The organism is Bradyrhizobium sp. S3.3.6 (assembly GCF_040546905.1).
Taxonomy (GTDB): domain Bacteria; phylum Pseudomonadota; class Alphaproteobacteria; order Rhizobiales; family Xanthobacteraceae; genus Bradyrhizobium; species Bradyrhizobium cytisi.
In genome coordinates this window covers 90577-111628 of record NZ_JBEPOT010000010.1, presented here as the reverse complement: position 1 = coordinate 111628, position 21052 = coordinate 90577, and the positions used below count along the sequence as shown (strand labels likewise).

The 21052-nt window shown below is 64.5% G+C and carries 18 protein-coding genes; 11 read left to right on the top strand and 7 right to left on the bottom strand.

All coding sequences use genetic code 11. The features are described from left to right. Nucleotides 1-146 precede the first annotated feature (146 nt). Nucleotides 147-422, bottom strand: a complete 276-nt coding sequence (locus ABID59_RS26060) for a DUF3303 domain-containing protein (RefSeq protein ID WP_018319867.1) — start codon at nucleotides 420-422, stop codon at nucleotides 147-149. A 379-nt stretch (nucleotides 423-801) separates the two neighbouring features. Between ABID59_RS26060 and ABID59_RS26055 the strand changes: the two genes are divergently transcribed. Beyond that, entirely contained in the window at nucleotides 802-1338 is a 537-nt protein-coding gene (locus tag ABID59_RS26055; RefSeq protein WP_187434642.1) for a hypothetical protein, read from the top strand. Nucleotides 1339-1365: 27 nt separating this feature from the next. Here the strand turns inward: ABID59_RS26055 and ABID59_RS26050 are convergent, their stop codons facing one another. Both ABID59_RS26050 and ABID59_RS26045 read right to left on the bottom strand, forming a co-directional pair. Further along, nucleotides 1366-2841, bottom strand: coding sequence for an FAD-binding oxidoreductase (locus tag ABID59_RS26050; RefSeq protein ID WP_354085280.1), 1476 nt, complete (start codon nucleotides 2839-2841; stop codon nucleotides 1366-1368). A 965-nt stretch (nucleotides 2842-3806) separates the two neighbouring features. Then, a complete protein-coding gene (locus tag ABID59_RS26045) occupies nucleotides 3807-5003 on the bottom strand; it encodes a patatin-like phospholipase family protein (protein WP_354085279.1) in 1197 nt (398 codons plus the stop codon). Between the two features lie 220 nt (nucleotides 5004-5223). Between ABID59_RS26045 and ABID59_RS26040 the strand changes: the two genes are divergently transcribed. The 3 genes from ABID59_RS26040 (at nucleotide 5224) to ABID59_RS26030 (ending at nucleotide 8562) form a co-directional block, all read left to right on the top strand. After that, nucleotides 5224-6006, top strand: coding sequence for an acetoacetate decarboxylase (locus ABID59_RS26040; protein ID WP_148749441.1), 783 nt, complete (start codon nucleotides 5224-5226; stop codon nucleotides 6004-6006). 110 nt (nucleotides 6007-6116) lie between these two features. Beyond that, complete coding sequence (locus ABID59_RS26035; protein WP_354085278.1) at nucleotides 6117-7136, top strand: transporter; 1020 nt, start codon at nucleotides 6117-6119, stop codon at nucleotides 7134-7136. Between the two features lie 22 nt (nucleotides 7137-7158). Then, the gene (locus tag ABID59_RS26030; protein ID WP_354085277.1) at nucleotides 7159-8562 is read left to right on the top strand and encodes a carbohydrate porin; all 1404 of its coding nucleotides are present in this window, start codon (nucleotides 7159-7161) and stop codon (nucleotides 8560-8562) included. On the opposite strand, the gene ABID59_RS26025 is transcribed toward ABID59_RS26030, so the two are convergent. The 3 genes from ABID59_RS26025 to ABID59_RS26015 all read right to left on the bottom strand — a co-directional run bounded on the left by ABID59_RS26025 (nucleotide 8559) and on the right by ABID59_RS26015 (nucleotide 12065). Further along, the gene (locus ABID59_RS26025; RefSeq protein ID WP_354085276.1) at nucleotides 8559-9854 is read right to left on the bottom strand and encodes an MFS transporter; all 1296 of its coding nucleotides are present in this window, start codon (nucleotides 9852-9854) and stop codon (nucleotides 8559-8561) included. The two genes, ABID59_RS26030 and ABID59_RS26025, sit on opposite strands and share 4 nt — an antisense overlap. Before the next feature lie 114 nt (nucleotides 9855-9968). Next, nucleotides 9969-11165 (bottom strand): acetyl-CoA C-acyltransferase, encoded by a 1197-nt coding sequence (locus tag ABID59_RS26020; RefSeq protein ID WP_354085275.1) that lies wholly within the window; start codon nucleotides 11163-11165, stop codon nucleotides 9969-9971. Between the two features lie 129 nt (nucleotides 11166-11294). Then, entirely contained in the window at nucleotides 11295-12065 is a 771-nt protein-coding gene (locus ABID59_RS26015; protein ID WP_354034014.1) for an enoyl-CoA hydratase, read from the bottom strand. 154 nt (nucleotides 12066-12219) lie between these two features. On the opposite strand from ABID59_RS26015, the gene ABID59_RS26010 reads away from it, so the two are divergent. Beyond that, complete coding sequence (locus ABID59_RS26010) at nucleotides 12220-12759, top strand: PaaI family thioesterase (protein WP_354034016.1); 540 nt, start codon at nucleotides 12220-12222, stop codon at nucleotides 12757-12759. A gap of 59 nt (nucleotides 12760-12818) precedes the next feature. Beyond that, nucleotides 12819-13439 carry a TetR/AcrR family transcriptional regulator gene (locus tag ABID59_RS26005; protein ID WP_354085274.1) on the top strand — a complete coding sequence of 207 codons (621 nt, stop codon included), beginning with the start codon at nucleotides 12819-12821 and terminating at the stop codon, nucleotides 13437-13439. Nucleotides 13440-13553: 114 nt separating this feature from the next. Here ABID59_RS26005 and ABID59_RS26000 read toward each other — a convergent pair whose 3' ends face one another. After that, the gene (locus ABID59_RS26000; RefSeq protein ID WP_148749447.1) at nucleotides 13554-14462 is read right to left on the bottom strand and encodes a LysR family transcriptional regulator; all 909 of its coding nucleotides are present in this window, start codon (nucleotides 14460-14462) and stop codon (nucleotides 13554-13556) included. 98 nt (nucleotides 14463-14560) lie between these two features. Between ABID59_RS26000 and ABID59_RS25995 the strand changes: the two genes are divergently transcribed. The 5 genes from ABID59_RS25995 (at nucleotide 14561) to ABID59_RS25975 (ending at nucleotide 21048) form a co-directional block, all read left to right on the top strand. Continuing rightward, a complete protein-coding gene (locus tag ABID59_RS25995; protein ID WP_148749448.1) occupies nucleotides 14561-16057 on the top strand; it encodes a CoA-acylating methylmalonate-semialdehyde dehydrogenase in 1497 nt (498 codons plus the stop codon). A 149-nt stretch (nucleotides 16058-16206) separates the two neighbouring features. Beyond that, the gene (locus ABID59_RS25990; protein ID WP_354085273.1) at nucleotides 16207-17352 is read left to right on the top strand and encodes an isobutyryl-CoA dehydrogenase; all 1146 of its coding nucleotides are present in this window, start codon (nucleotides 16207-16209) and stop codon (nucleotides 17350-17352) included. Continuing rightward, a complete protein-coding gene (locus ABID59_RS25985; protein WP_354085272.1) occupies nucleotides 17349-18416 on the top strand; it encodes an enoyl-CoA hydratase/isomerase family protein in 1068 nt (355 codons plus the stop codon). The genes ABID59_RS25990 and ABID59_RS25985 overlap by 4 nt, the downstream gene beginning before the upstream one ends. Further along, on the top strand, nucleotides 18413-19333 hold the full coding sequence (gene mmsB, locus ABID59_RS25980) for a 3-hydroxyisobutyrate dehydrogenase (protein ID WP_354085403.1): 921 nt from the start codon (nucleotides 18413-18415) through the stop codon (nucleotides 19331-19333). Before ABID59_RS25985 ends, mmsB begins: the two co-directional genes overlap by 4 nt. Continuing rightward, nucleotides 19333-21048 carry an AMP-binding protein gene (locus tag ABID59_RS25975; protein WP_354085271.1) on the top strand — a complete coding sequence of 572 codons (1716 nt, stop codon included), beginning with the start codon at nucleotides 19333-19335 and terminating at the stop codon, nucleotides 21046-21048. The genes mmsB and ABID59_RS25975 overlap by 1 nt, the downstream gene beginning before the upstream one ends. The last annotated feature ends 4 nt before the right edge of the window (nucleotides 21049-21052 follow it).

Below are 21052 nucleotides of genomic sequence, written 5' to 3'. Positions count from 1 at the left end.
CGCCGACCTCTCCCGTAAGCAGGAGAGGTGAACGAGCCCGCCGGTTGATTCGGCCTAAAGCCATTCCGTTTTAGCGACGATGTCACCACTGGCGGGCACGCCACTGCCGCCGGCGTTGGCGGCGGCAGTGATGTGAGTGGTGACGATCAACGCTTGGGTAGCGACGCCATCACTTCGCCCGCGTCTCCGTCTTCGAGGCAGGGTGTGACGGTCAACGGGAGCAGGTCGGACCATTGCGCGAGCCAACGATACATGGCTTTGGGATCACTCGATTCAGAGATCGCAAATCCCTGTCCGTTCATGCCATGCCAGCGCCCCAACATCTTGACGCCTTCGGGTGGTGCGCCGCCAGTTTCTAGAAATCGGGCGACGGCTGCATTGAAGGTGCCTTGGGGTACACTCCAGGTGGTTATGAATTTCATGCGATTCTCCCATAACTGGAATTATTGGATGAATGCCGCGGCTGCGCCGCCTGCGCACGATAGCGCCTGCGTATCGAATAACAAAGGCGGATGAATGGGTGCGTTGGTTTGATCCAGGGCGCGGTTCTCTGACACCGTTGCGATCTTCTGCGTCTGGCGCAAAGCGAGCCTGGCCGCATGTCGCAAAGCGTTGGAAGCGCCAAAGGCAGGCGTTCGTACTCTGCGAGTTAATCATGTCGATCGCAACGTGTAGCTTATGAAAATTGAAGAGCGCGGCGTACAAATACAGCCGGTTTCGGCCGTTCTTTAGGCCCATTTCAGCCAAACTGATATTGGTTTCTCATTGCCCGGGGCAGGTCTTCAATTTCGGAGTCCTGAAATGTTCAAGCAAGTTCTTTCTGCGTGTTTCTTCTTTGCCGTTAGCTCCATCGCCTCGGAAGCGCGACCGTACCACCTTCAACAAGCTTCCGAATGCAATGTGACCATGCCCTGCGACTTCTCGTATTCGCAAACGCGCCGCGAGCGAGTGTCCAGGAGCTCACTGCAGGCGTACCGTTCGATGCGACTGACAGTGACTGACGCCGGTGGCGCCGCCGCGGCGGCGAATGTCTCCGGCGCGCAAATCGTCGGCGGCAGGCCGGCCGGTTGCCCGTCGTCCTTCTGCGGCTGCGGCGCGGCCCTGCGCGTGTTTGGTCATATCGTGCCGGAATTGAATCTCGCGGCCAATTGGCTGCGCTTTCCGCGGACATCGCCGGCGCCGGGAATGGTTGCGGCGCGACACGGCCACGTCTTCGTCCTGGAGCAGCCGCTGGGAGGCGACATGTGGATGGCCTATGACGCCAATTCGGGCGGCCATGCCACGCGCATGCACGCGCGTTCGCTACGGGGCTACACCGTCGTCAACCCGCGCGGCTGAAATGACAGGGAGGGTGCCCGGCCTTCATCACAGCCGCAGCACCTTCCCCGGATTCATGATGTTCTGCGGGTCGAGCGCGCGCTTGATGGTGCGCATGATGTCGAGCTCGGTCTTGGAGCGGTAGTGGCTGAGCTCGTCGAGCTTTTCGATGCCGATGCCGTGCTCGGCCGAGATCGAGCCGCCCATGGAGGTGATGAGATCGTTCACGGCGCGCGTGATCGCGGCGGTGTATTGGTTCAGGGCCTGCTGATCCATACCCTTCGGCCCCATGAACGAAAAATGCAGATTGCCGTCACCGATGTGGCCCAGCGGATAGGGGCGAATGGACGGGAGAATATCGAGCGCGGCCTTGAGCCCCTTGTCGATGAACTCCGGAATTTTGGAGATCGCCACCGACACGTCGTAGCTGAGCCCCGGACCCTCGGCGCGTGAGGCCTCGGCCATGGCCTCCCGGATGCGCCACATGTTGCGCGATTGACCGACGGTCTGCGCGATCGCCGCGTCGAGCACGCGACCGGCCTCGAGCTGGTCGGCGAGAAACTGCTCCAGCTTCTCGGACATGCCATCGGCCCCGTCCTGCCGCGGGCGCGAGGACGACCATTCAAGCAGCAGGTACCACGGCGTATCCGCCTTGAGTGGATCCTGGACGCCGGGGATGTGGCGCATCACGAGGTCGACGGCCGCACGGCTCAGCAGCTCGCAGGACCCGACATTGTCCTCGGAGGCCGCATGCGCGTCGGACAGGATCTCCAGCGCCGCGCGCGGATCGCGGACAGCCAGCCACGCCGTGCAGACGTCCTTCGGCGCCGGCCATAGCTTGAGGACGGCCTTGGTGATGATGCCGAGCGTTCCCTCGGCGCCCATGAAGAGGTGCTTGAGGTCGTAGCCGGTGTTGTCCTTCTTCAGCGCACGCAATCCGTTCCAGACCTCGCCGTTCGGCAGGACGACCTCGAGCCCGAGCGCGAGGTTGCGCGCGTTGCCATAGCGCAGCACCTGCACGCCGCCGGCGTTGGTCGAGAGATTGCCGCCGATCATGCAGGAGCCCTGGGCGCCAAGGCTCAACGGCAGGAACCTGTCGTGCTCGGCCGCGGTCTCCTGAAGCGTCTGCAAAACGCAGCCGGCCTCGACCGTCATCGCATAGCCGACGGGATCGACGTCCAGCACGCGGTTCATGCGGCCGAGCGACAGCACGATGCCGGTGTGTGCAGGCCAGGGCGTGGCGGCGCCCATCAGCCCGGTGTTGCCACCCTGCGGCACGATCGCGACGCCGTGCTCATGGCAAAGCCGGACCACTTTCGAGACTTCCTCGGTGCTGCCAGGACGTATGACGGCCCCGGCGCCACCAGCCAGCAGCCCCCGCCAGTCCGTGACGAACGGCTGCTTGCCGTGCTCGTCTTCGATAATGCCCTTCGCGCCCACGATCGCGCGCAACGCGTCGCGTAGCTGGGCGGTCAAAGGCGCGGTCGGAATGGCGGGTACGGGCGACGGGAAGGCAGTCGGCATTTTGTTTCCCCTGGCGCATCTTGGTGTGCACTGCGCGCGCGAAGCGCTTGGACCGCATTGTCCACGTTTGGGCCGCGAAGTCTATCGGCAACACTTGAACGATTTCAGCAAGGCGGGTTGTCACATGCCCGCGCCCGTCGGGCAAAACACCCTGTCAATCCCTCCGTGCAAAAACATTCTTGTTTACCGAAATTCGGTTATAGCGCATATTGCGTCCATCCCGCCCGCCACAAGGGGCGTTTCGCGATCGTCACGAGACGCGGGCAGGGAGGCGGTGGCCGCGACTGCGTCGGCGCGCATTCCAGGCTGCAGGGCGAGGCTCCTTCAGGGGTGTTCCGTGAGCAGCATGAGCGCGGCACGACACGGCGCTGACAGCGTCTTCGTCCGGCCCGGATGGCGAGCGCACGCCAGCCATCGGGGCGAGGGGCGGAGATGTGCGCGGACGGCAAAATCGTGTGGTCCTGGCGCCCGGAGCCTGTGCGTCAAGTCTTGTGGTGAAGTGCGCTGTCCAACCGGGCTCGCAGATCAGTCATCCGCAAGGTGACGGGGGCAATAGTGCATCGCTCCCCGGGGAGAGCGCGACATAAGCCGTAAAGCCATTCGCGCAGGGAAGGCCGGGCGTTCCGGCGTCACCTGTTGTCCACCCCGTGCGCGTTTTTCCGCACACGGGACGCGGGTGCCAGCCGGCGCCCGGCCTTCCCTGCGCCCTTTCCATCAGAAGGGCGCGCAGATGAGAGCAAAGCTCGGGCGAAATGAGCCGCGAGGATGCGAAGGTGTGTCTGCAAGCGAAAATGCGAATTGGGTGAGCGCAACGATGCGTCATACTCCGTCATTGCGAGCGCAACGAAGCAATCCAGACTGTCTCCGAGGAAAGACGCTGGATTGCTTCGCTGCGCTCGCAATGACGATGGGAGGCAGCTCTCGTTCCACGCTCGATCAGGCTCGCAATGACGAGGAGAATAGGACTACGACGCGCTCTCCGTCTCCCGGTGCACGTCGTGCACGACGAGGCCCATGCCTTCGTCGGGCATCTTGATCCAGTCGCGGCGCTTCAGGGTGCGCTTGGTGTCCTCGTAGCCGCTCGTCCAGTGCTCGCGCATCGAGGTGCCAGAGAATTCGTGGTCCTTGGCGTCGCCCTCATAGGCCTTCTGCTGATAGATCAAATGCAGGATCGCGATCTCCGGCATGTTGCGCAGGCTCGTCTTGAGGCTGCGATCCTCGTCGGACAATTGCTCGTCCGGAATCTTCGCGAGCGCCTTGTAGAGCAGCACCTTGAGATTATGCGTGCGGCGGTAGACGTCGGTATTGTGGCGGGTGCGCGAGGAATACATGATGTCCTTGTGGCGGGCCATCACATCCTGGATCGAGCGCGGCAGCACGCCGCGCGCGCTGAACAGGTCGACCTGGAACACCAGCGAATTGAGCGCGTCCTCCTGGTCGAGCAGATGCTGCAGCGGCGTGTTGGAGACGATGCCGCCGTCCCAGAAATGATCGGTGCCGATCCGCACCATCGGCAGCGCCGGAGGCAGCGCGCCGGACGCCATGATGTGCTCCGGCTCGATCTCGTCATGGGCGTTGTCGAAATAGATGAAGTTGCCCGAGAGCACGTTGACCGCGCCGACCGCGAAGCGGATCTTCTTCTCGTTGATGAGGTCGAAGTCGACCAGCTCCAGCAAGGTCGCCTTGAGTGCCGCCGTGTCGTAGTAGCTCGTCGCTGTTCTGGCGCCGACGGCGCTGAACCAGGGATTGACCTGGTGCGGGGTGAAGAAGCCCGGCTGGCCCATCGCGGACGTCATCCAGGAGCTGTAGAGGTTGCGCCACTGGCGGAAAATGTCGCCGTCGGGTGTGTAGTGCCAGATCTTGCGATTGGTGATGCGCTCCCAGAACACGCGCAGCGCATCGAGCCGCTTCTCCGGCCTGTTGCCGGCGATGATCGCCGAGTTGATCGCGCCGATCGAGACCCCGGTGACCCAGTCGGGCTCGATGCCGGCCTCGTGCAGCGCCTGGTAGACGCCGGCCTGGTAGGCGCCGAGCGCGCCGCCGCCTTGCAGGACCAGCGCGACGCGGTCGCAGCGCTCCGGCCGCCAGCCCCGTGCGGGCGGCTGGCGGGTCTGATGTGTCTGTTGCGACGTCTGTGTCGCCTGCGACGTCCGGGCGTCCATGATGATGCCTCCTGCCTTCATTGGACGATTGCGGCCGGTGGTGACGGCGTGATGACAAAGCCGGCCGATGCATCTTTTGCATGCAGGTCAGTTGGGGCGGGAATGGCAGGAGGTCGTGCGGCTGACGGAAATCGGTCACATCGCAGTCAATGACGGCGGCTAGCAATTTGCGTAAAGTCGGAACTTGCCGGACATCACAGCATCACCAGAGGAGACAGCGATGCGCAGGGAAGATTTGCTGAGGCTTCCGTCCATGCCGGCCGCCGGGCCGAGCTATCCGGCCGGGCCGTACCGCTTCGTCAACCGCGAATTCCTCGTCATCACCTACGAGACCGATCCGGACCTGATCCGTGCCGGCCTGCCTGAGCCGCTGGAGCCGATCGACCAGCCGATCGTGCACTACGAATGGATCAAGATGCCGGACTCCTCCGGCTTCGGCAGCTACACCGAGTCCGGCCTCGTGATTCCAGCGCGGCTGCACGGCGAGGAGGTCAACTTCGTCTCGCAGATGTATCTCGACGATGATCCGCCGATCGCGGCCGGCCGCGAGATCTGGGGCTTTCCCAAGAAGTACGCCCATCCAAAACTCGAGATCGTCAAGGACACGCTGACGGGCACGCTTGAATATGCCGGCCAGCTCGTCGCCATGGGCACGATGGGCTACAAGCACGAGAGCATGGCCGGCAACGGCGATCTTACCCGCGCCACGCTGTCGAAGACGCAGATCAATCTGAAGATGATCCCGGGCGTCGACGGAAATCTCGAGGTCTGTCAGCTCGTCGCCATCAACCTGATCGACATCGTGCCGAAGGGCTCCTGGATGGGTCCCGGCCGGCTGCATTTGGTGCCGCACGTCAACGCCCCGGTCGCGGATTTTCCGGTCCGCCGCTGTATTGGCGCGCATCACTACATCGCCGACCTGACGCTGCCGTTCGGCCGCGTGGTGCACGATTACATCAAGGAAGCGGAGACTGAGGCTGCGACGGGGTTGGCGGCGGAGTAGGGCGGCGCGCCATCATCAAACTGTAACACTGGCGTAATTGACTGCACCGGAGGACCCGGAGGAGGCCAGTAACGGCCCCCGGGCATGGGCTGCAATGATTTGGGGTCAGCATGGCCGAGCCGGCAAAGCTTGTCAGCGCGACATCGGATGTCGCGCCTGTCATTCCTGGACTGGTGTGGGCGTTTCGTTTGCATGGTGACGGCAGCGCCGAGGCGCTGCCGATCGATCAGCCGATCGAGTTCAGCCATGATGGCCGGCTCTGGCTGCATTTCAATTTGACAGATGGTCGCGTGCGGCCGTGGATCGCGGTATCACAGCTGCCGCCCCTGGCGCGCGACCTGTTGTTGTCGAGCGACACGTTCCAACAGCTTCACGTCATCGACCATTGCGTCTACGGCGTGTTCTCCGATCTCGTCCGCGACATCGATGCTGCTACGGAAGAGACCGCGTTTCTGCGCTTCGCCATGACCGAGCATCTCTTGGTCTCGGGCCGCCATCAGGCGCTGTGCTCGGCGGATGCGACGCGGCGTGTGCTCGAGGGCGGCTACCGCGTCGACAATGTCGCGCATCTCCTGGAAAAGATCGTCGACGAGGTCGCCGACACGCTCGACAGGATGGCCGACAAGCTCGGCCAGGAGATCGACGGCATCGAGGAACGCATTCTCGCCGACGACGCCAAGCCGGAGATGCGCCGCACGCTCGGAAGGTTGCGCCGGACCTGCGTGCGGCTGCACCGCCAGCTCACCGGCCTGCGCGTGCTGTTTCATCGGCTCGACCAGAAGAACACCGATCATCTGTCGCCCGGCTTGCGCATCCAGGCCGGCAAGCTCGCCCAGCGGCTCGACGGTCTCGACCACGACATCGTCGAGCTCCGGGAGCGCAGCCGCCTGCTCGAGGAGGAGCTGCGCTTCAAGAACGAGGAGGAGAGCAACAAGCACCTCCACACGCTCTCGATCGTGACGACGCTGCTGCTGCCGCCGACGCTGATCACCGGCATCTTCGGCATGAACACCAAGGGCCTGCCGCTCACCGACGTGGACGAGGGCTTCCTCTGGGCGGCGGCGCTGATGGTGAGCTCGATCGGCCTTGCCTACCTGTTCATGCGGCGCACCGGCATCTTCAAAAAGTAGCGCATGCAAGCCGGTGTCAGCCGTGAGTGGGATTGCCCAGACATTTGCGTTGCGACGTTCGGTCGTGATCGCGGCGATGTTGCTCGCGAGCACCGGCGCGTTCGCCGGCGCCAAGGATGAGAGCGCTGCCGACTGGCTGTTCCCAAAATGGTTCAACGAGTGGCATGACGGTCTCGCAAACAAGGGGCTCAATTTCGGCGCGACCTACATTGCCGACAACATCGGCAATGTCTCGGGCGGGGTCTCGCGCGGCGCCATCCATTTCGGCCGGCTCGATCTCTCGGTCGACGCCGATCTCGACAAGCTCGTCGGCTGGACCGGCGGCCGCATCTTTGCCAATGGCTACATCATCTACGGCCGCGGGCTCAGCCGGAATTACATCCATAATCTCGCTACCATCAGCGAGATCGAGGCACTGCCTGACCAGCGGCTCTACAACGCCTATTTCGAGCAAAGCTTCTTCAACGACCGGCTGAACATCAGGGCCGGCCAGCAGGCGGCCGACGTCGAGTTCTTCGACAGCCAGACCGATGACCTCTTCATCAACGGCACCTTTGGCTGGCCCGCGATCAAGGCGTCAAACCTCCCGGCCGGAGGCCCGGCGCCGCCGATTGCGGTGCCCGGTATTCGCGTCAAGGCTCAGGTCGCGGACAACGTCACCGTCTTCGGTGCTGTGTTCAACGGCAATCCAGCCGCGCCCGGCGGCGGAGATCCGCAGACGCGCGACAATCATGGTCTGGCGTTTCGCGTCAACGATCCGCCCTGGCTGATCGGACAGGTCCACTTCGACTATCATGTCGACATCGGCGGAAGCACGCTTGCCGGCAATGTCACACCCGGAGGCTGGTATCATTTCGGCGATTTCGACAGTCAGCGCTTCACGGCGGACGGCTTCTCGCTTGCAGACCCGACCGGATCCGACATTCCGGCGAAGCTTCGCGGCAATTACGGAATCTATGCGGTCGTCGAGCAGGCCCTGTGGCGGCCGCCGGGGACAGAAACCGAAAAGACCGTGTCGGCCTCGATCCCCGGCGTCACCGCCTTCGGCCGCGTCGCCTACAGCCCGCCCGACCGCAATCTGATCGATCTCTATCTCGATGGCGGCGTCGGCTTTGTCGGCTTTACGCCCGGCCGTCCGCTCGACCGGTTCGGGGTCGGGGTGGCCTATATGCGGATTTCGGGCGCAGCACGAAGCCTCGACGTCGATACGCAGTTTTTCAACGGCATCCAGAGCCCGGTGCGCAGCAGCGAGGCCTTGCTCGAAATCATCTACGAGGCGCACATCAGGCCGGGCTGGCTGATCGCGCCTTACTTCCAATATGTATTCAGACCGTCGGGCGGCATCCCCAACCCGAACGATCCGACCGGCGTGTCGCGGATCGGTGACGCCGCTGTATTCGGCGTCACCACCACGATCAAGTACTAGGCCATCGCGGGTTTTGCTTGCGGCTTCGGCTGCCGCGACAGTGCCAGCACGATCAGCGAGGCGAACACGCAGAGCGCGCCGGCCACGAAGAAGGCGGGCAGGTAGCTTTGCAGCAGCGTCCGCGACAGGCCCGCGCCGAAGGCGGCGGTGCCGGCGCCGAGCTGATGGCCGGCAAAGATCCAGCCGAACACCAGATTGGCGCGTTCGGGCCCGAATTTCTGCGCGGTCAGCCGCACCGTCGGCGGCACGGTCGCGATCCAGTCGAGGCCGTAGAACATCGCGAAGATCGACAGGCCATAGAACGAGAAATCGCTGAACGGCAGGAAGATCAGTGAGAGCCCGCGCAGGCCGTAGTACCAGAACAGCAGGAAGCGGTTGTCATAGCGGTCCGACAGCCAGCCCGACATGATGGTGCCGAAGAAATCGAAAATGCCCATCGCCGCCAGCAGGCTCGCCGCCTGCACCTGCGGGATGCCGAAATCGAGGCACATCGGAATCAGATGCACTTGCACGAGGCCGTTGGTCGAGGCGCCGCAGACGAAGAACGTTGCAAACAGGATCCAGAACGCGCTCGACTTCGAGGCGTCGCGCAGCGTGCCGAGCGCAACACCCGTGATCGAGCCGTGGTTTACCGGAGGCGCGGCCAGCGGCTCGGTGCCTTCGTCGCCGAAGGGGCGCAGGCCCAGATCGCTCGGGCGGTCGCGCATCACGAGCAGCACCGCCAATGCGGAAACGCCGAGCATGATGCAGACGAAGCCGAGCGCAAGGCGCCAGCCGAAGCGTTCGGTGAGGCTTGCGAGCAGAGGCAGGAACACGAGCTGGCCGGTGGCGACACTCGCGGTCATGATGCCGACGACGAGGCCGCGCCGCGCGGCGAACCAGCGCGTCGCGATGGTGGCGCCGAGCACCAGCGCGGTCATGCCGGTGCCAATGCCGATGACAACGCCCCACAACGCCACGAGCTGCCAGACCTGCGTCATGCCGAGCGAGAGCACCAGCGCCGAGACGACGATGAGCTGGGCGGTCAGCGTGACGTTACGCAGGCCGTAGCGGTTGAGCAGGGCGGCCGCGAACGGCGCCATCAGCCCGAACAGGATGAAGCGGATCGAGAGCGCGGAGGAGATCTCTGCAGTGCTCCAGCCGAACTCCTTCTGAAGCGGAACGATGAACACGCCGGGTGCGCCGACCGTGCCGGCGCTGATCAGCGCGGCGAAGAAGGTCACGCCGACCATCACCCAGCCATAGTGGATGTTGTGACGGCCGAGTGCGGCCGAAAGCCAGTTCGAAATCATCGCCCCTCAATCCAGCTTGGCGGGTTTCGGAGGACCCGCGTCATAGTTGTAATCTGGCACGGAAACGGGAGGTCTGAAATGACAGACTTCCCTCAATTCAGGACGTCGCGGCCGCTAGTGCGCGAGACGTTCCACCGCGATCGCAGTGGCCTCGCCGCCGCCGATGCAGAGTGCCGCAACGCCGCGCTTGAGGTTGTTGGCCTCGAGCGCATGCAGCAGCGTCACGATCAGTCGTGCGCCGGTGGCGCCGATCGGATGGCCGAGCGCACAGGCGCCGCCATTGATGTTGAGCTTGTCGCGCGGGATGCCGAGATCGCGCTGCGCTGCCATCGCGACCACCGCAAACGCTTCGTTGATCTCAAAGAGATCGACATCGCCTGCGCTCCAGCCGACCTTGTCGAGTAGCTTGCGGATCGCCGGGATCGGCGCAGTGGTGAACCATTGCGGCTCCTGGCTGTGGGTGGCATGCCCCTTGATCACGGCGAGTGCGGGCAGGCCGTTACGATCGGCGAGCGAGCGCTTCGTCAGCACCAGTGCGGCGGCGCCATCGGCATTGGCGGAGGAGGCCGCGGGCGTGATCGTGCCGTTGGCACGGAACGCCGGCTTCAATCCGGGAATCTTGGCCGGGTCGACCTTCAGTGGGTGCTCGTCATTGGCAATCACGCGCGGTCCGGCCTTCTCGGTCAGCGTGATCGGTGCGATCTCCGCCTTGAAGGCACCACCCTCGACCGCCTTGCGCGCGCGACTCAGCGTCTCCATCGCATAAGCGTCCTGGTCCCTGCGGGTGAACTGATAGGCCTCGGCCGTCGCCTCGCCGAAATCGCCCATGGAGCGGCCGGTCTCGTAGGCGTCTTCCAGGCCGTCCATCATCATGTGGTCGATGATGCGGTCGTGGCCGGCGCGATAGCCGCCGCGCGCCTTCGCCAGAAGATACGGCGCGTTGCTCATGCTCTCCATGCCGCCGGAGACGACGATCTCGGCCGAGCCGGCGCGGATGATGTCGTGCGCCAGCATGGTCGCCTTCATGCCGGAGCCGCAGACCTTGTTGACCGTGGTCGCCCCGGTGGCGTCAGGGAGACCTGCGCTCCGTGCCGCCTGGCGCGCCGGTGCCTGGCCCTGGCCTGCGGGCAGCACGCAGCCCATGAACACCTCGTCGACCTTCTCGGGCGCGAGCTTGGCGCGTTCCAGCGCCGCATTGATCACGTGCGATCCGAGCTTGTGCGCGGCAAGCGGCGACAACTCGCCCATGAAGCGGCCGAGCGGGGTGCGGGCGGCGGAGACGATGACGACGGGATCGGCGGCTTCGGCCATGACGAGACTCCCTGGCGATGGCGACTGAGATTATGGTCATCATATGATGCGGCGCAAAAAATGCAACCGCGCGAGCATGAGAAATTGTCGTGGATTGGATGAGAATTGGTCGTTCGAACGGAGGAGTCGCTACCGCTTCCGGTTCACAAACGCCTGCATCAGCCGCGTGGGCTCGTCCGTCAGAAACGACTCGCCGAACACCTTGACGCTCAAATTCACCGACTCCGTCAATGGCAGCTCCTCCCATTGCCGCAGCAGCGCCTTCTGCGAACGCAGCGCCTCGGGGCCGCATTCGAGCAGCGCGTTCACGAGATGCTCGATCTCGGCATCCAGTCCGCCGGCCGGCGCGATTCTGTCGATCAGGCCCCAGGCCAGCGCCGTCGGCGCGTCGATATTCTCCGCGGTCATCACCAGCCAGCGCGCGCGGGCCCAGCCGATCAGGCGCGGCAGCAGCGCGGCGTGGATCACCGACGGAATGCCGACGCGCACCTCAGGCATGCCGAAATGCGCATCATGCGCGGCGATGCGGAAATCGCAGGCCGCGGCGACTTCGAGCCCGCCGCCGAGGCACCAGCCGGGCAGGCGCGCGATCACGGGGGCCGGGAAGTGGCGTACCGCTTCGCAGAGATCGCGCAGGCGGCTGATGAACGCTTCGGCCGATGTCTGGTCGAGCTTGGCCATCTCCTTGATGTCGGCGCCGCCGATCATGCTCTTCTCGCTCTGGCCGCGTAGCACCATGATTCGGATGCTGCGGTCGCTGGCAAGCTTTTGCAGGCCTTCGCGCACTGCATCGGTCACGGGCGATCCCAGAATATTCAGCGGGCCGGCATTGCAGATCGCGACATGGACGACGCCACGGGCATCGCGCGTCACGCCGCAGTGGTTGTTGAGCATTTCCATCGTGGGATCTCTGAGTTTCGTGGATGCGCGCGGGCGCACCGGTCGGGTTCACTTCCGGGCCGAAATGCATTGCTTGTCAAGCGGGCATAGGCGGTGGAGTTGCCAGCGCGAAGTCCGCAGCATAGTATGATATTTATCATACAAAGGGATGGACATGACCGAACTCGCTCAACTCGACCTGTTTTCGCCAGCGCAGCGGCGCGAGCGCGTGGTGGATTGGCAGGTGCCGGCGCCGGTTGCGAAAGCGGCCATGGGCCTTTCCGGCATCGACGCCATGCGCGGCATCCGCGACGGCTGGCTGCCGCCCCCACCCTTCGCCAAGCTGATCGGTTTCGTCATGGCCGTGGTCGAGCCGGGCCGGATCGTGATGGAACTGGAGCCGCGCGAGGATCTCGAAAATACCATCGGCCTCCTGCACGGGGCGACCGCCGCCGCGCTCCTCGACACGGCCATGGGCTGCGCGATTTCCACGCGGCTGGAGGCCGGGCAGTCGTCGGTGACGCTCGACCTGAAAATGACCTTTCTGCGTCCGCTCTCGGTCCGGTCGGGGCTGATCTCGGCCGAAGGCAAGATCATCAAGCTGGGGCGCCAGAGCAGCTACACCGAAGGCTTCGTGCGCGACGGCAAAGGCGCCCTCGCAGTCCATGCAACTGCAACCTTTTCCATGATCGGCAACAATTTTACCGGGAATTAATGCGCCGCCGGACCGATATTCGTGTTATGAGATGACCTCCGACATCCAATGAGAGCCGCATGCGCTATTCCCGGGAACACAAGCAGGAAACCCACGACCGCATCGTGAAGAAGGCGTCCGTGCGGCTGCGCGAAAAGGGTGCCCACGGCATCGGCGTCGCCGACCTCATGAAGGAGGCGGGCCTCACCCATGGCGGCTTCTACGCGCATTTCGATTCGCGCGAGGCGCTGGTGATCGAGGCCTTCGGCTACGCCATGGACCGCGCAATGGAGCACTGGCGCAAGCAGTCCGACCAGGTCGCGCCCGAAAAGCAGCTTGCCCAGATCGTTGAGACCTATCTCTCCACATTGCACCGCGACAATCCCGGCCACGGCTGCTCGATCCCCGCGCTCGGCGCCGAGGTCGCCCGCGAGAGCCCGAAGACGCGAAAAGCCTTTGCCGGCAAGCTCGACGAGATGGTCGAGATGATCACCGATTTCATCCCCAATTTGCCGCGCAAGGCCGCGCGCAAGCAGGCGATCGCCACGCTGGCCACGATGGCCGGTACCATGCTGCTGGCGCGGATCGCCGGCTCCAGCGAGCTGTCGGACGAGGTGCTGAGGGCCGGGAAGGACAGCGCGCTTGAGGGGGCGAAGCGTGAGCCTGCGAAGGCTGCACCGGCCAAGAAGAAGCAGAACTAGAGCGGTGCGGTAGGGTGGGCAAAGGCGCTCTTGCGCCGTGCCCACCATCTCTCCGCGTTCGCGTTTGGCAATGGTGGGCACGCTTCGCTTTGCCGCACCCTACGGGAGCCGCGTCTATCGCCCCGCAAACAACGCCCGCTCGCGCTCCACGATCTCGCCGATGTAATCCGCCACCGCCCTGATCCGCGCGAGATCCTTGCTGTCGGCGTGCATCAGCATCCAGAACGTGCGCGTGATCGAAACCTCCTCCGGCAGCACCGCGACAAGCTGCGGATAGTCGCTCGCCATGAAATGCGGCAGCACCGCGATGCCGAAGCCTGATAGCGTGGCGTTGAGCTGCGCGATCAGATTGGCGCTGCGGAAGCGCGCCGAGATGCGCGGCGACACCTGCGGCAGATAATCGAGCTCGGGCGTGAACAGCAGCTCCTCGATGTAGCCGACGAAGCGGTGCTGCGGCAGCACCTCGCGCGAGGCGATCTTCGGGAAACGGTCGAGATAGGCCGGCGAGGCATAGAGCCCGAGGCGGTAATCGAGCAGCTTGCGGCCGACGATGCGGCCTTCCTTCGGCATGGTCAGGCTGATCGCGATATCGGCCTCGCGCTTGGAGAGACTGAACAGCCGCGCGGTGGCTACAAGTTGCAGATCGAGATCAGGATAGCGGTCGGCGAAGGGCGCCAGCCGCGGTGCCAGGAAGGCGGTGCCGAACCCGTCAGGCGCGCCGATCCGCACCGTCCCGGTCAGTCGTGCCACGGAGCCGCCGACCTGCTCCTGGTTGGCGACGATGGTCGATTCCATCGCCTCGGCGCTGTCGGCGACGCGCTGGCCGGCCTCGGTGAGGAGGTAGCCGGTCTTGCGCCGGTCGAACAGCTTGGCTGAGAGGTGCTTTTCCAGCCGGTCCACACGGCGGATCACCGTGGCATGGTCGACGCCGAGCTGTTTTGCCGCAGCCGACACCGAGCCGCCCCGCACGATGGCCAGCACGAAGCGGAAGTCGTCCCAGTCGATGTGACCTTGATCCAGCATTTTCGCACATCTATGGTGCATTATCTCAGACTTGAATCCTATAAAATGCAGGTCGATAGGATTTGTCAAAGCGGATCAGGCCTGAAGGAGTTCATTCCATGCGCGCAGTCGGACATTTCATCGGTGGCAAGGAGGTCAAGGGCACCTCGGGCCGCACCGCCGACGTCTTCGAGCCGATGACCGGTGATGTCCAGGCCAAGGTCGCGCTGGCGTCCAAGGCCGAAGTCCGCGCCGCCGTCGAGAACGCGCGCGCAGCACAGCCCGAGTGGGCCGCGACCAACCCGCAGCGGCGCGCCCGCGTCATGACGAAATTCGTCGAGCTGGTGCAGCGCGACTACGACAAGCTCGCCGAGTTGCTCGCGCGCGAGCACGGCAAGACCGTGCCCGACGCCAAGGGCGACATCCAGCGCGGTCTCGAAGTCGCCGAGTTCGCCTGCGGCATCCCTCATCTGATGAAGGGCGAATACACCGAAGGCGCCGGCCCCGGCATCGACATCTATTCGCTGCGCCAGCCGCTCGGCGTCGTCGCCGGCATCACGCCGTTCAACTTCCCGGCGATGATCCCGATGTGGAAATTCGCGCCCGCGATCGCCTGCGGCAACGCGTTCATCCTCAAGCCGTCCGAGCGCGATCCCGGCGTGCCGATGATGCTTGCCGAGCTGATGATCGAGGCGGGCCTGCCGGCCGGCATCCTCAACGTCGTCAACGGCGACAAGGAAGCCGTCGACGCCATCCTCGACGATCCCGATATCAAGGCCGTCGGCTTCGTCGGCTCCACGCCGATCGCGCAATATATCTATGAGCGCGCCGCCCAGACCGGCAAGCGCTGCCAATGCTTCGGCGGTGCCAAGAACCACGCCGTCATCATGCCGGATGCCGACATGGATCAGGCCGTCGACGCTCTGATCGGCGCGGGTTACGGCTCGGCCGGCGAGCGCTGCATGGCGGTTTCGGTCGCCGTGCCCGTCGGCAAGACCACCGCGGACCGCCTCATGGAAAAGCTGATCCCGCGCGTCGAGTCCTTGAAGATCGGCACCTCGATCGATCCGTCCGCCGATTACGGTCCGCTGGTGACGCGCGAGGCGGTCGAGAAGGTCAAGAGCTACATCGATATCGGCATCAAGGAAGGCGCGACGCTCGCCGTCGACGGCCGCGGCTTCAAGATGCAGGGCTACGAGAAGGGCTTCTATCTCGGCGGTTCGCTGTTCGACAACGTCACCAAGGACATGCGGATCTACAAGGAAGAGATCTTTGGCCCCGTGCTCTCGGTCGTGCGCGCACACGACTACAAGGAAGCGCTGGCGCTGCCGTCCGACCATGACTACGGCAACGGCGTCGCCATCTTCACCCGCGACGGTGACGCCGCGCGCGACTTCGCGGCCAAGGTCAACGTCGGCATGGTCGGCATCAACGTGCCGATCCCGGTGCCGATCGCCTATTACACCTTCGGCGGCTGGAAGAAGTCGGGCTTCGGCGATCTCAACCAGCACGGCCCGGACTCGATCCGCTTCTACACCAAGACCAAGACGGTGACCTCGCGCTGGCCGTCCGGCGTCAAGGAAGGTGCGGAGTTCTCGATCCCGCTGATGAAGTAATCTCCTCGGCCGTCATTGCGAGGAGCCCGCGACAAAATTGCGAAGCAATTTTGCGCTGGTGCGACGAAGCAATCCAGCATCTTTCCGCGGAGGCGGTCTGGATTGCTTCGCTTCGCTCGCAATGACGAGAGAAAAATGAGCAACCCAGCATGCAGTTCGCTCTGAACGAGGATCAGGTCGCGGTTCGCGATATGGCGTTGGCGTTTGCGGCGGAAAAGATCGCGCCGCACGCGCTGCGCTGGGACGAGGAGAAGCATTTCCCCGTCGAGGTGATGCGCGAGGCAGCCACCCTCGGCATGGGCGGCATCTATATCCGCGAGGATGTCGGCGGTTCCGCCATGACGCGGTTCGACGCGGCGCTGATCTTCGAGGCGCTGGCGACGGGCTGCCCGACCACCTCGGCCTTCATCTCCATCCACAACATGGCAAGCTGGATGATCGATGCCTACGGCAGCGACACCCAGCGCCACACATGGCTGCCAAAGCTCTGCACCATGGAGCTGATCGCGAGCTACTGCCTGACCGAGCCGGGCGCCGGCTCGGATGCGGCCGCGTTGCGCACCCGCGCGGTGCGCGACGGCGATCACTATGTGCTCAACGGCCAGAAGCAGTTCATCTCCGGCGCCGGCGGCACCGATCTCCTGGTCGTGATGGTCAGGACCGGTGGCGATGGCCCCGGCGGCATCTCGACCCTCGTTATCGACGGCAAGACGCCGGGCGTCTCGTTCGGCGCCAATGAGCGCAAAATGGGCTGGAACGCGCAGCCGACCCGCGCCGTGATTTTCGAGAACGCCCGCGTGCCTGTTACCAACCGGCTCAGCGAGGAGGGCGTCGGCTTCAGGATCGCGATGGCCGGCCTCGATGGCGGCCGCCTCAATATCACGGCTTGCTCGCTCGGCGGCGCGCAGACCGCGCTCGACAAGGCGCGCAGCTACATGAAAGAGCGAAAGGCGTTCGGCAAACGCCTCGACGAATTTCAGGCGCTGCAGTTCCGCCTCGCTGACATGGCGATCGAACTGGAAGCGGCGCGCACCTTCCTGTGGCGTGCCGCGGCGGCGCTCGACCGCAAAGACCCCGACGCCACCATGCTGTGCGCGATGGCAAAACGCTTCGGCACCGATGTCGGCTTCGAGGTCGCCAACCACGCCCTCCAGCTTCACGGCGGCTACGGGTACTTGAGCGAGTACGGTATCGAGAAGATCGTGCGCGATCTGCGCGTGCACCAGATCCTCGAAGGCACCAACGAAATCATGCGGCTCATCGTGGCGCGCAAACTGATCGAGGGCGCGCGATGAGTTCGGTGGAAGAGGGCGACCTGATCGTTCGCCGCGAGGGCGCGGCGGGCGTGATCCGGCTCAACCGCCCCAAGGCGATCAACGCCATGACGCTGGAGATGTCTGAAGGTATCGATGCGGCGCTCGACAAGTTCGAGGTCGATCCGGAGGTCGCCGTGATCATCCTGGAAGGCGCGGGCGACCGCGGCCTGTGCGCCGGCGGCGACATCCGCGGTCTCTGGGAGAGCTCGCGCGAAGGCGGCGATCTCGGCGCGCGGTTCTGGCGCCAGGAATACGTCATGAATGCGCGGATCGCGAAATATCCGAAGCCCTATGTCGCCTTCATGGACGGCCTCGTGATGGGCGGTGGCGTTGGCCTGTCCGGTCATGCCAGCCATCGAATCGCCACTGATCGCACCAAATTGGCGATGCCCGAGGTCGGGCTCGGCTTCTTCCCGGATGTCGGCGGCACCTGGCTGCTGTCGCGCTCGCCGGGTGAGATCGGCACTTATTTCGGCCTGACCGGCCAGACCATGAACGGACCCGACGCGATCCATGCAAAATTTGCGGATGCCGTGGTGCCTGCGGCGAAATGGCCTGAGCTGCGCGCGGCGCTGACGAAGGTTCGTGAGGGCGTGACTGCGGCTGATGTCACCAAGCTCATCAACGGAGTTGCAACCGGCGAAACCTCAGGGCCGGTGGCCGCAAAAGAACCGATCATCGACGCGTTATTCGGCTTCGACCGTATGGAAGACATCTTCGGCGCGCTCAAGCGCGATGGCTCGGAGTTTGCGCTGGCGACGCTGAAGACGCTTAATGAGAAGTCGCCGCGCGGCATGGTGGTGACCCTAAAACTCTTGCGGCTGGCGCGCAGCGCGTCGAGCCTGGAACAGTGTCTGGTGCGCGAATATCGCGCCGCGCTGGAAGTCTTCCGCAGCGACGATTTCCGCGAGGGCGTGCGCGCGGCCGTGATCGACAAGGACCGCAATCCGAGCTGGTCGCCGCCGCGGATCGAGGATGTGACGCCGCAAATGCTCGCGCGGTATTTCGCGGAGATCGGCGCCGACGAGCTGAAGTTCAACTGACAACGTTACAAGCGGAGGAAACGAAGATGGCCACGATCGCATTCATCGGTCTCGGCAACATGGGCGGCCCGATGGCCGCCAATCTGGTCAAGGCCGGCCACAAGGTGGTGGCCTTCGATCTCGCTGAGGCCTCGCGCAATCAGGCCAAGGCCGACGGCGCCAGCATCGGCGAAAGCGCTGCGAGTTCGGTGAAGGGCGCTGACGTCGTCGTCACCATGCTGCCGGCCGGCAAGCATGTGCTCGGCGTCTGGAACGAGGTGGTGCCCGCCATGGCCAAGGGCGCGCTGATCATCGACAGCTCCACCATCGACGTCGAAAGCGCGCGTCAGGCGCATGCGCTCGCGGCTAGGCATGGCGTGCTCTCGGTCGATGCGCCGGTCTCCGGCGGCACCGGCGGTGCCAAGGGCGCCACGCTCACCTTCATGTGTGGCGGCGCGGAGGGCGCGTTCGCGGCGGCAAAGCCGGTGCTGGAGAAGATGGGCAAGAAGATCGTGCATTGCGGCGGCAGCGGCGCCGGCCAGGCGGCAAAGATCTGCAACAACATGATCCTCGGCATTTCCATGATCGCGGTCAGCGAGGCCTTTGTGTTGGCTGAGAAGCTCGGGCTCTCGCATCAGGCGCTGTTCGACGTCGCCTCGACCTCGTCGGGTCAGTGCTGGTCGCTCACGACCTATTGCCCGGTGCCGGGTCCGGTGCCGACCTCGCCCGCCAACAATGATTACAAGCCCGGCTTCGCTTCGGCGCTGATGGTGAAGGATCTGACCCTGGCGCAGGACGCTGCGAAGGCCGCCGGCGCAGCAACGCCGCTCGGCCAGCACGCGCAGGAGATTTACCAGGCCTTCGACAGGGCGGGTCAGGGCGGGGTGGATTTTTCCGGAATTATCAAGCACGTTAGGGGGCTGACCGGGAAAGCTTAATGACGACATTTCAGGAAGCGCGCGCGTTTCTGCTGCACAACCGCACGGATTACGAGACAGCAGTCAGGGATTTCCGCTGGCCCGATCCGGTTGCTTTCAACTGGGCGCTCGACTGGTTCGACGAGCTGGCGAAAGATGCGGAAGCCAAGGACAGACCTGCGCTCTGGATTGTCGATGTCGCGCAGGACAAGCAGACCAAACTGTCTTTCGCGGCGCTCTCGAAGCGCTCCAACCAGGTCGCCAACTTCCTCAGCGCGCAGGGCCTGAAGCGCGGCGATCATCTTCTGCTTCTCCTCGGCAATGTGGTTCCGCTGTGGGAGACGATGCTCGCCGCGATGAAGCTCGGCGTCGTCGTGATTCCCGCGACCACGCTGTTGACCGCCGAGGAACTGCGCGACCGGCTCGATCGCGGCAAGGCCAGGGCGGTGGTGGCGGCCGAAGATCAGGTCGCGAAATTTGCAAGCCTCGACGCCGAGAACGTCGTGCGCATCGTGGTCGGCGCGGCCTCCGACGGCTGGCTCGCCTATGATGAGGCAACGAAAGCGCCGGAAAGTTTTGCCGCTGACGGTCCGACCAAGGCCGACGACCCGATGCTGCTCTATTTCACCTCGGGCACGACGGCAAAACCAAAGCTGGTGCGGCACAGTCAGCGCAGCTATCCCGTCGGGCATCTCTCGACCATGTACTGGATCGGGCTGAAGCCCGGCGACGTCCATCTCAACATCTCGTCGCCCGGCTGGGCCAAGCATGCCTGGAGTTGCTTCTTCGCACCATGGAATGCGGGTGCAACCGTGTTCGTGGTCAACCAGCCGCGCTTCGATGCCAAGGGCCTGCTCGCCACAATCGGCCGCTGCGGCGTCACCACGTTGTGCGCGCCGCCGACGGTGTGGCGGCTGTTCATTCAGGAGAACCTGGCGTCGTTCAAGGTGAGCTTGCGCGAAGTCTGCGGCGCCGGGGAGCCGCTCAATCCGGAAGTGATCGACCAGGTCCAGGCAGCCTGGGGCCTCACCATCCGCGACGGCTACGGCCAGACCGAGACCGCGGCGCTCGCCGGCAACTCGCCGGGGCAGAAGATCAAGGTCGGCTCGATGGGCCGGCCGCTGCCGGGCTATCGCGTGCGGGTCAGCGATGCCGATGGCCATCCGGCGCGGGAAGGCGAGGTGGCGCTGCTGCTGGGCGCTGACCGTCCGGCCGGCCTGATGCAGGGCTATCAGGGCGACGGCGGCGAGCTCTCGGGCGCCGAAGGCGAGCTCTATCGCAGCGGCGACGTCGTATTCGAAGACGAGGATGGCTATCTCACCTTCGTTGGCCGTTCCGACGACGTGTTCAAATCCTCGGACTATCGCATCAGCCCGTTCGAGCTGGAGAGCGTGCTGCTCGAGCATGAACTCGTTGCGGAAGCTGCGGTGGTGCCGAGCCCGGATCCGATCCGGCTCGCGATCCCCAAGGCCTTCGTGCTGCTGACCTCGGGCGCGGAGCGAACGCCGGAGACGGCGCTCTCGATCTTCAAGCACCTGCACACGCGGCTTGCGCCGTTCAAGCGCATCCGCCGGCTCGAGATCGTCAGCGAGCTGCCGAAGACGATCTCTGGCAAAATCCGTCGCGTGCAGCTACGACGGCTCGAACGCGACGATGATCGCAACGATCCGCTGCGCGGCCGGGAATTCCGCGAGGAGGATTTTCCGGAGTTGCCGAAAACAAGAAGTGAGACCTGACGCG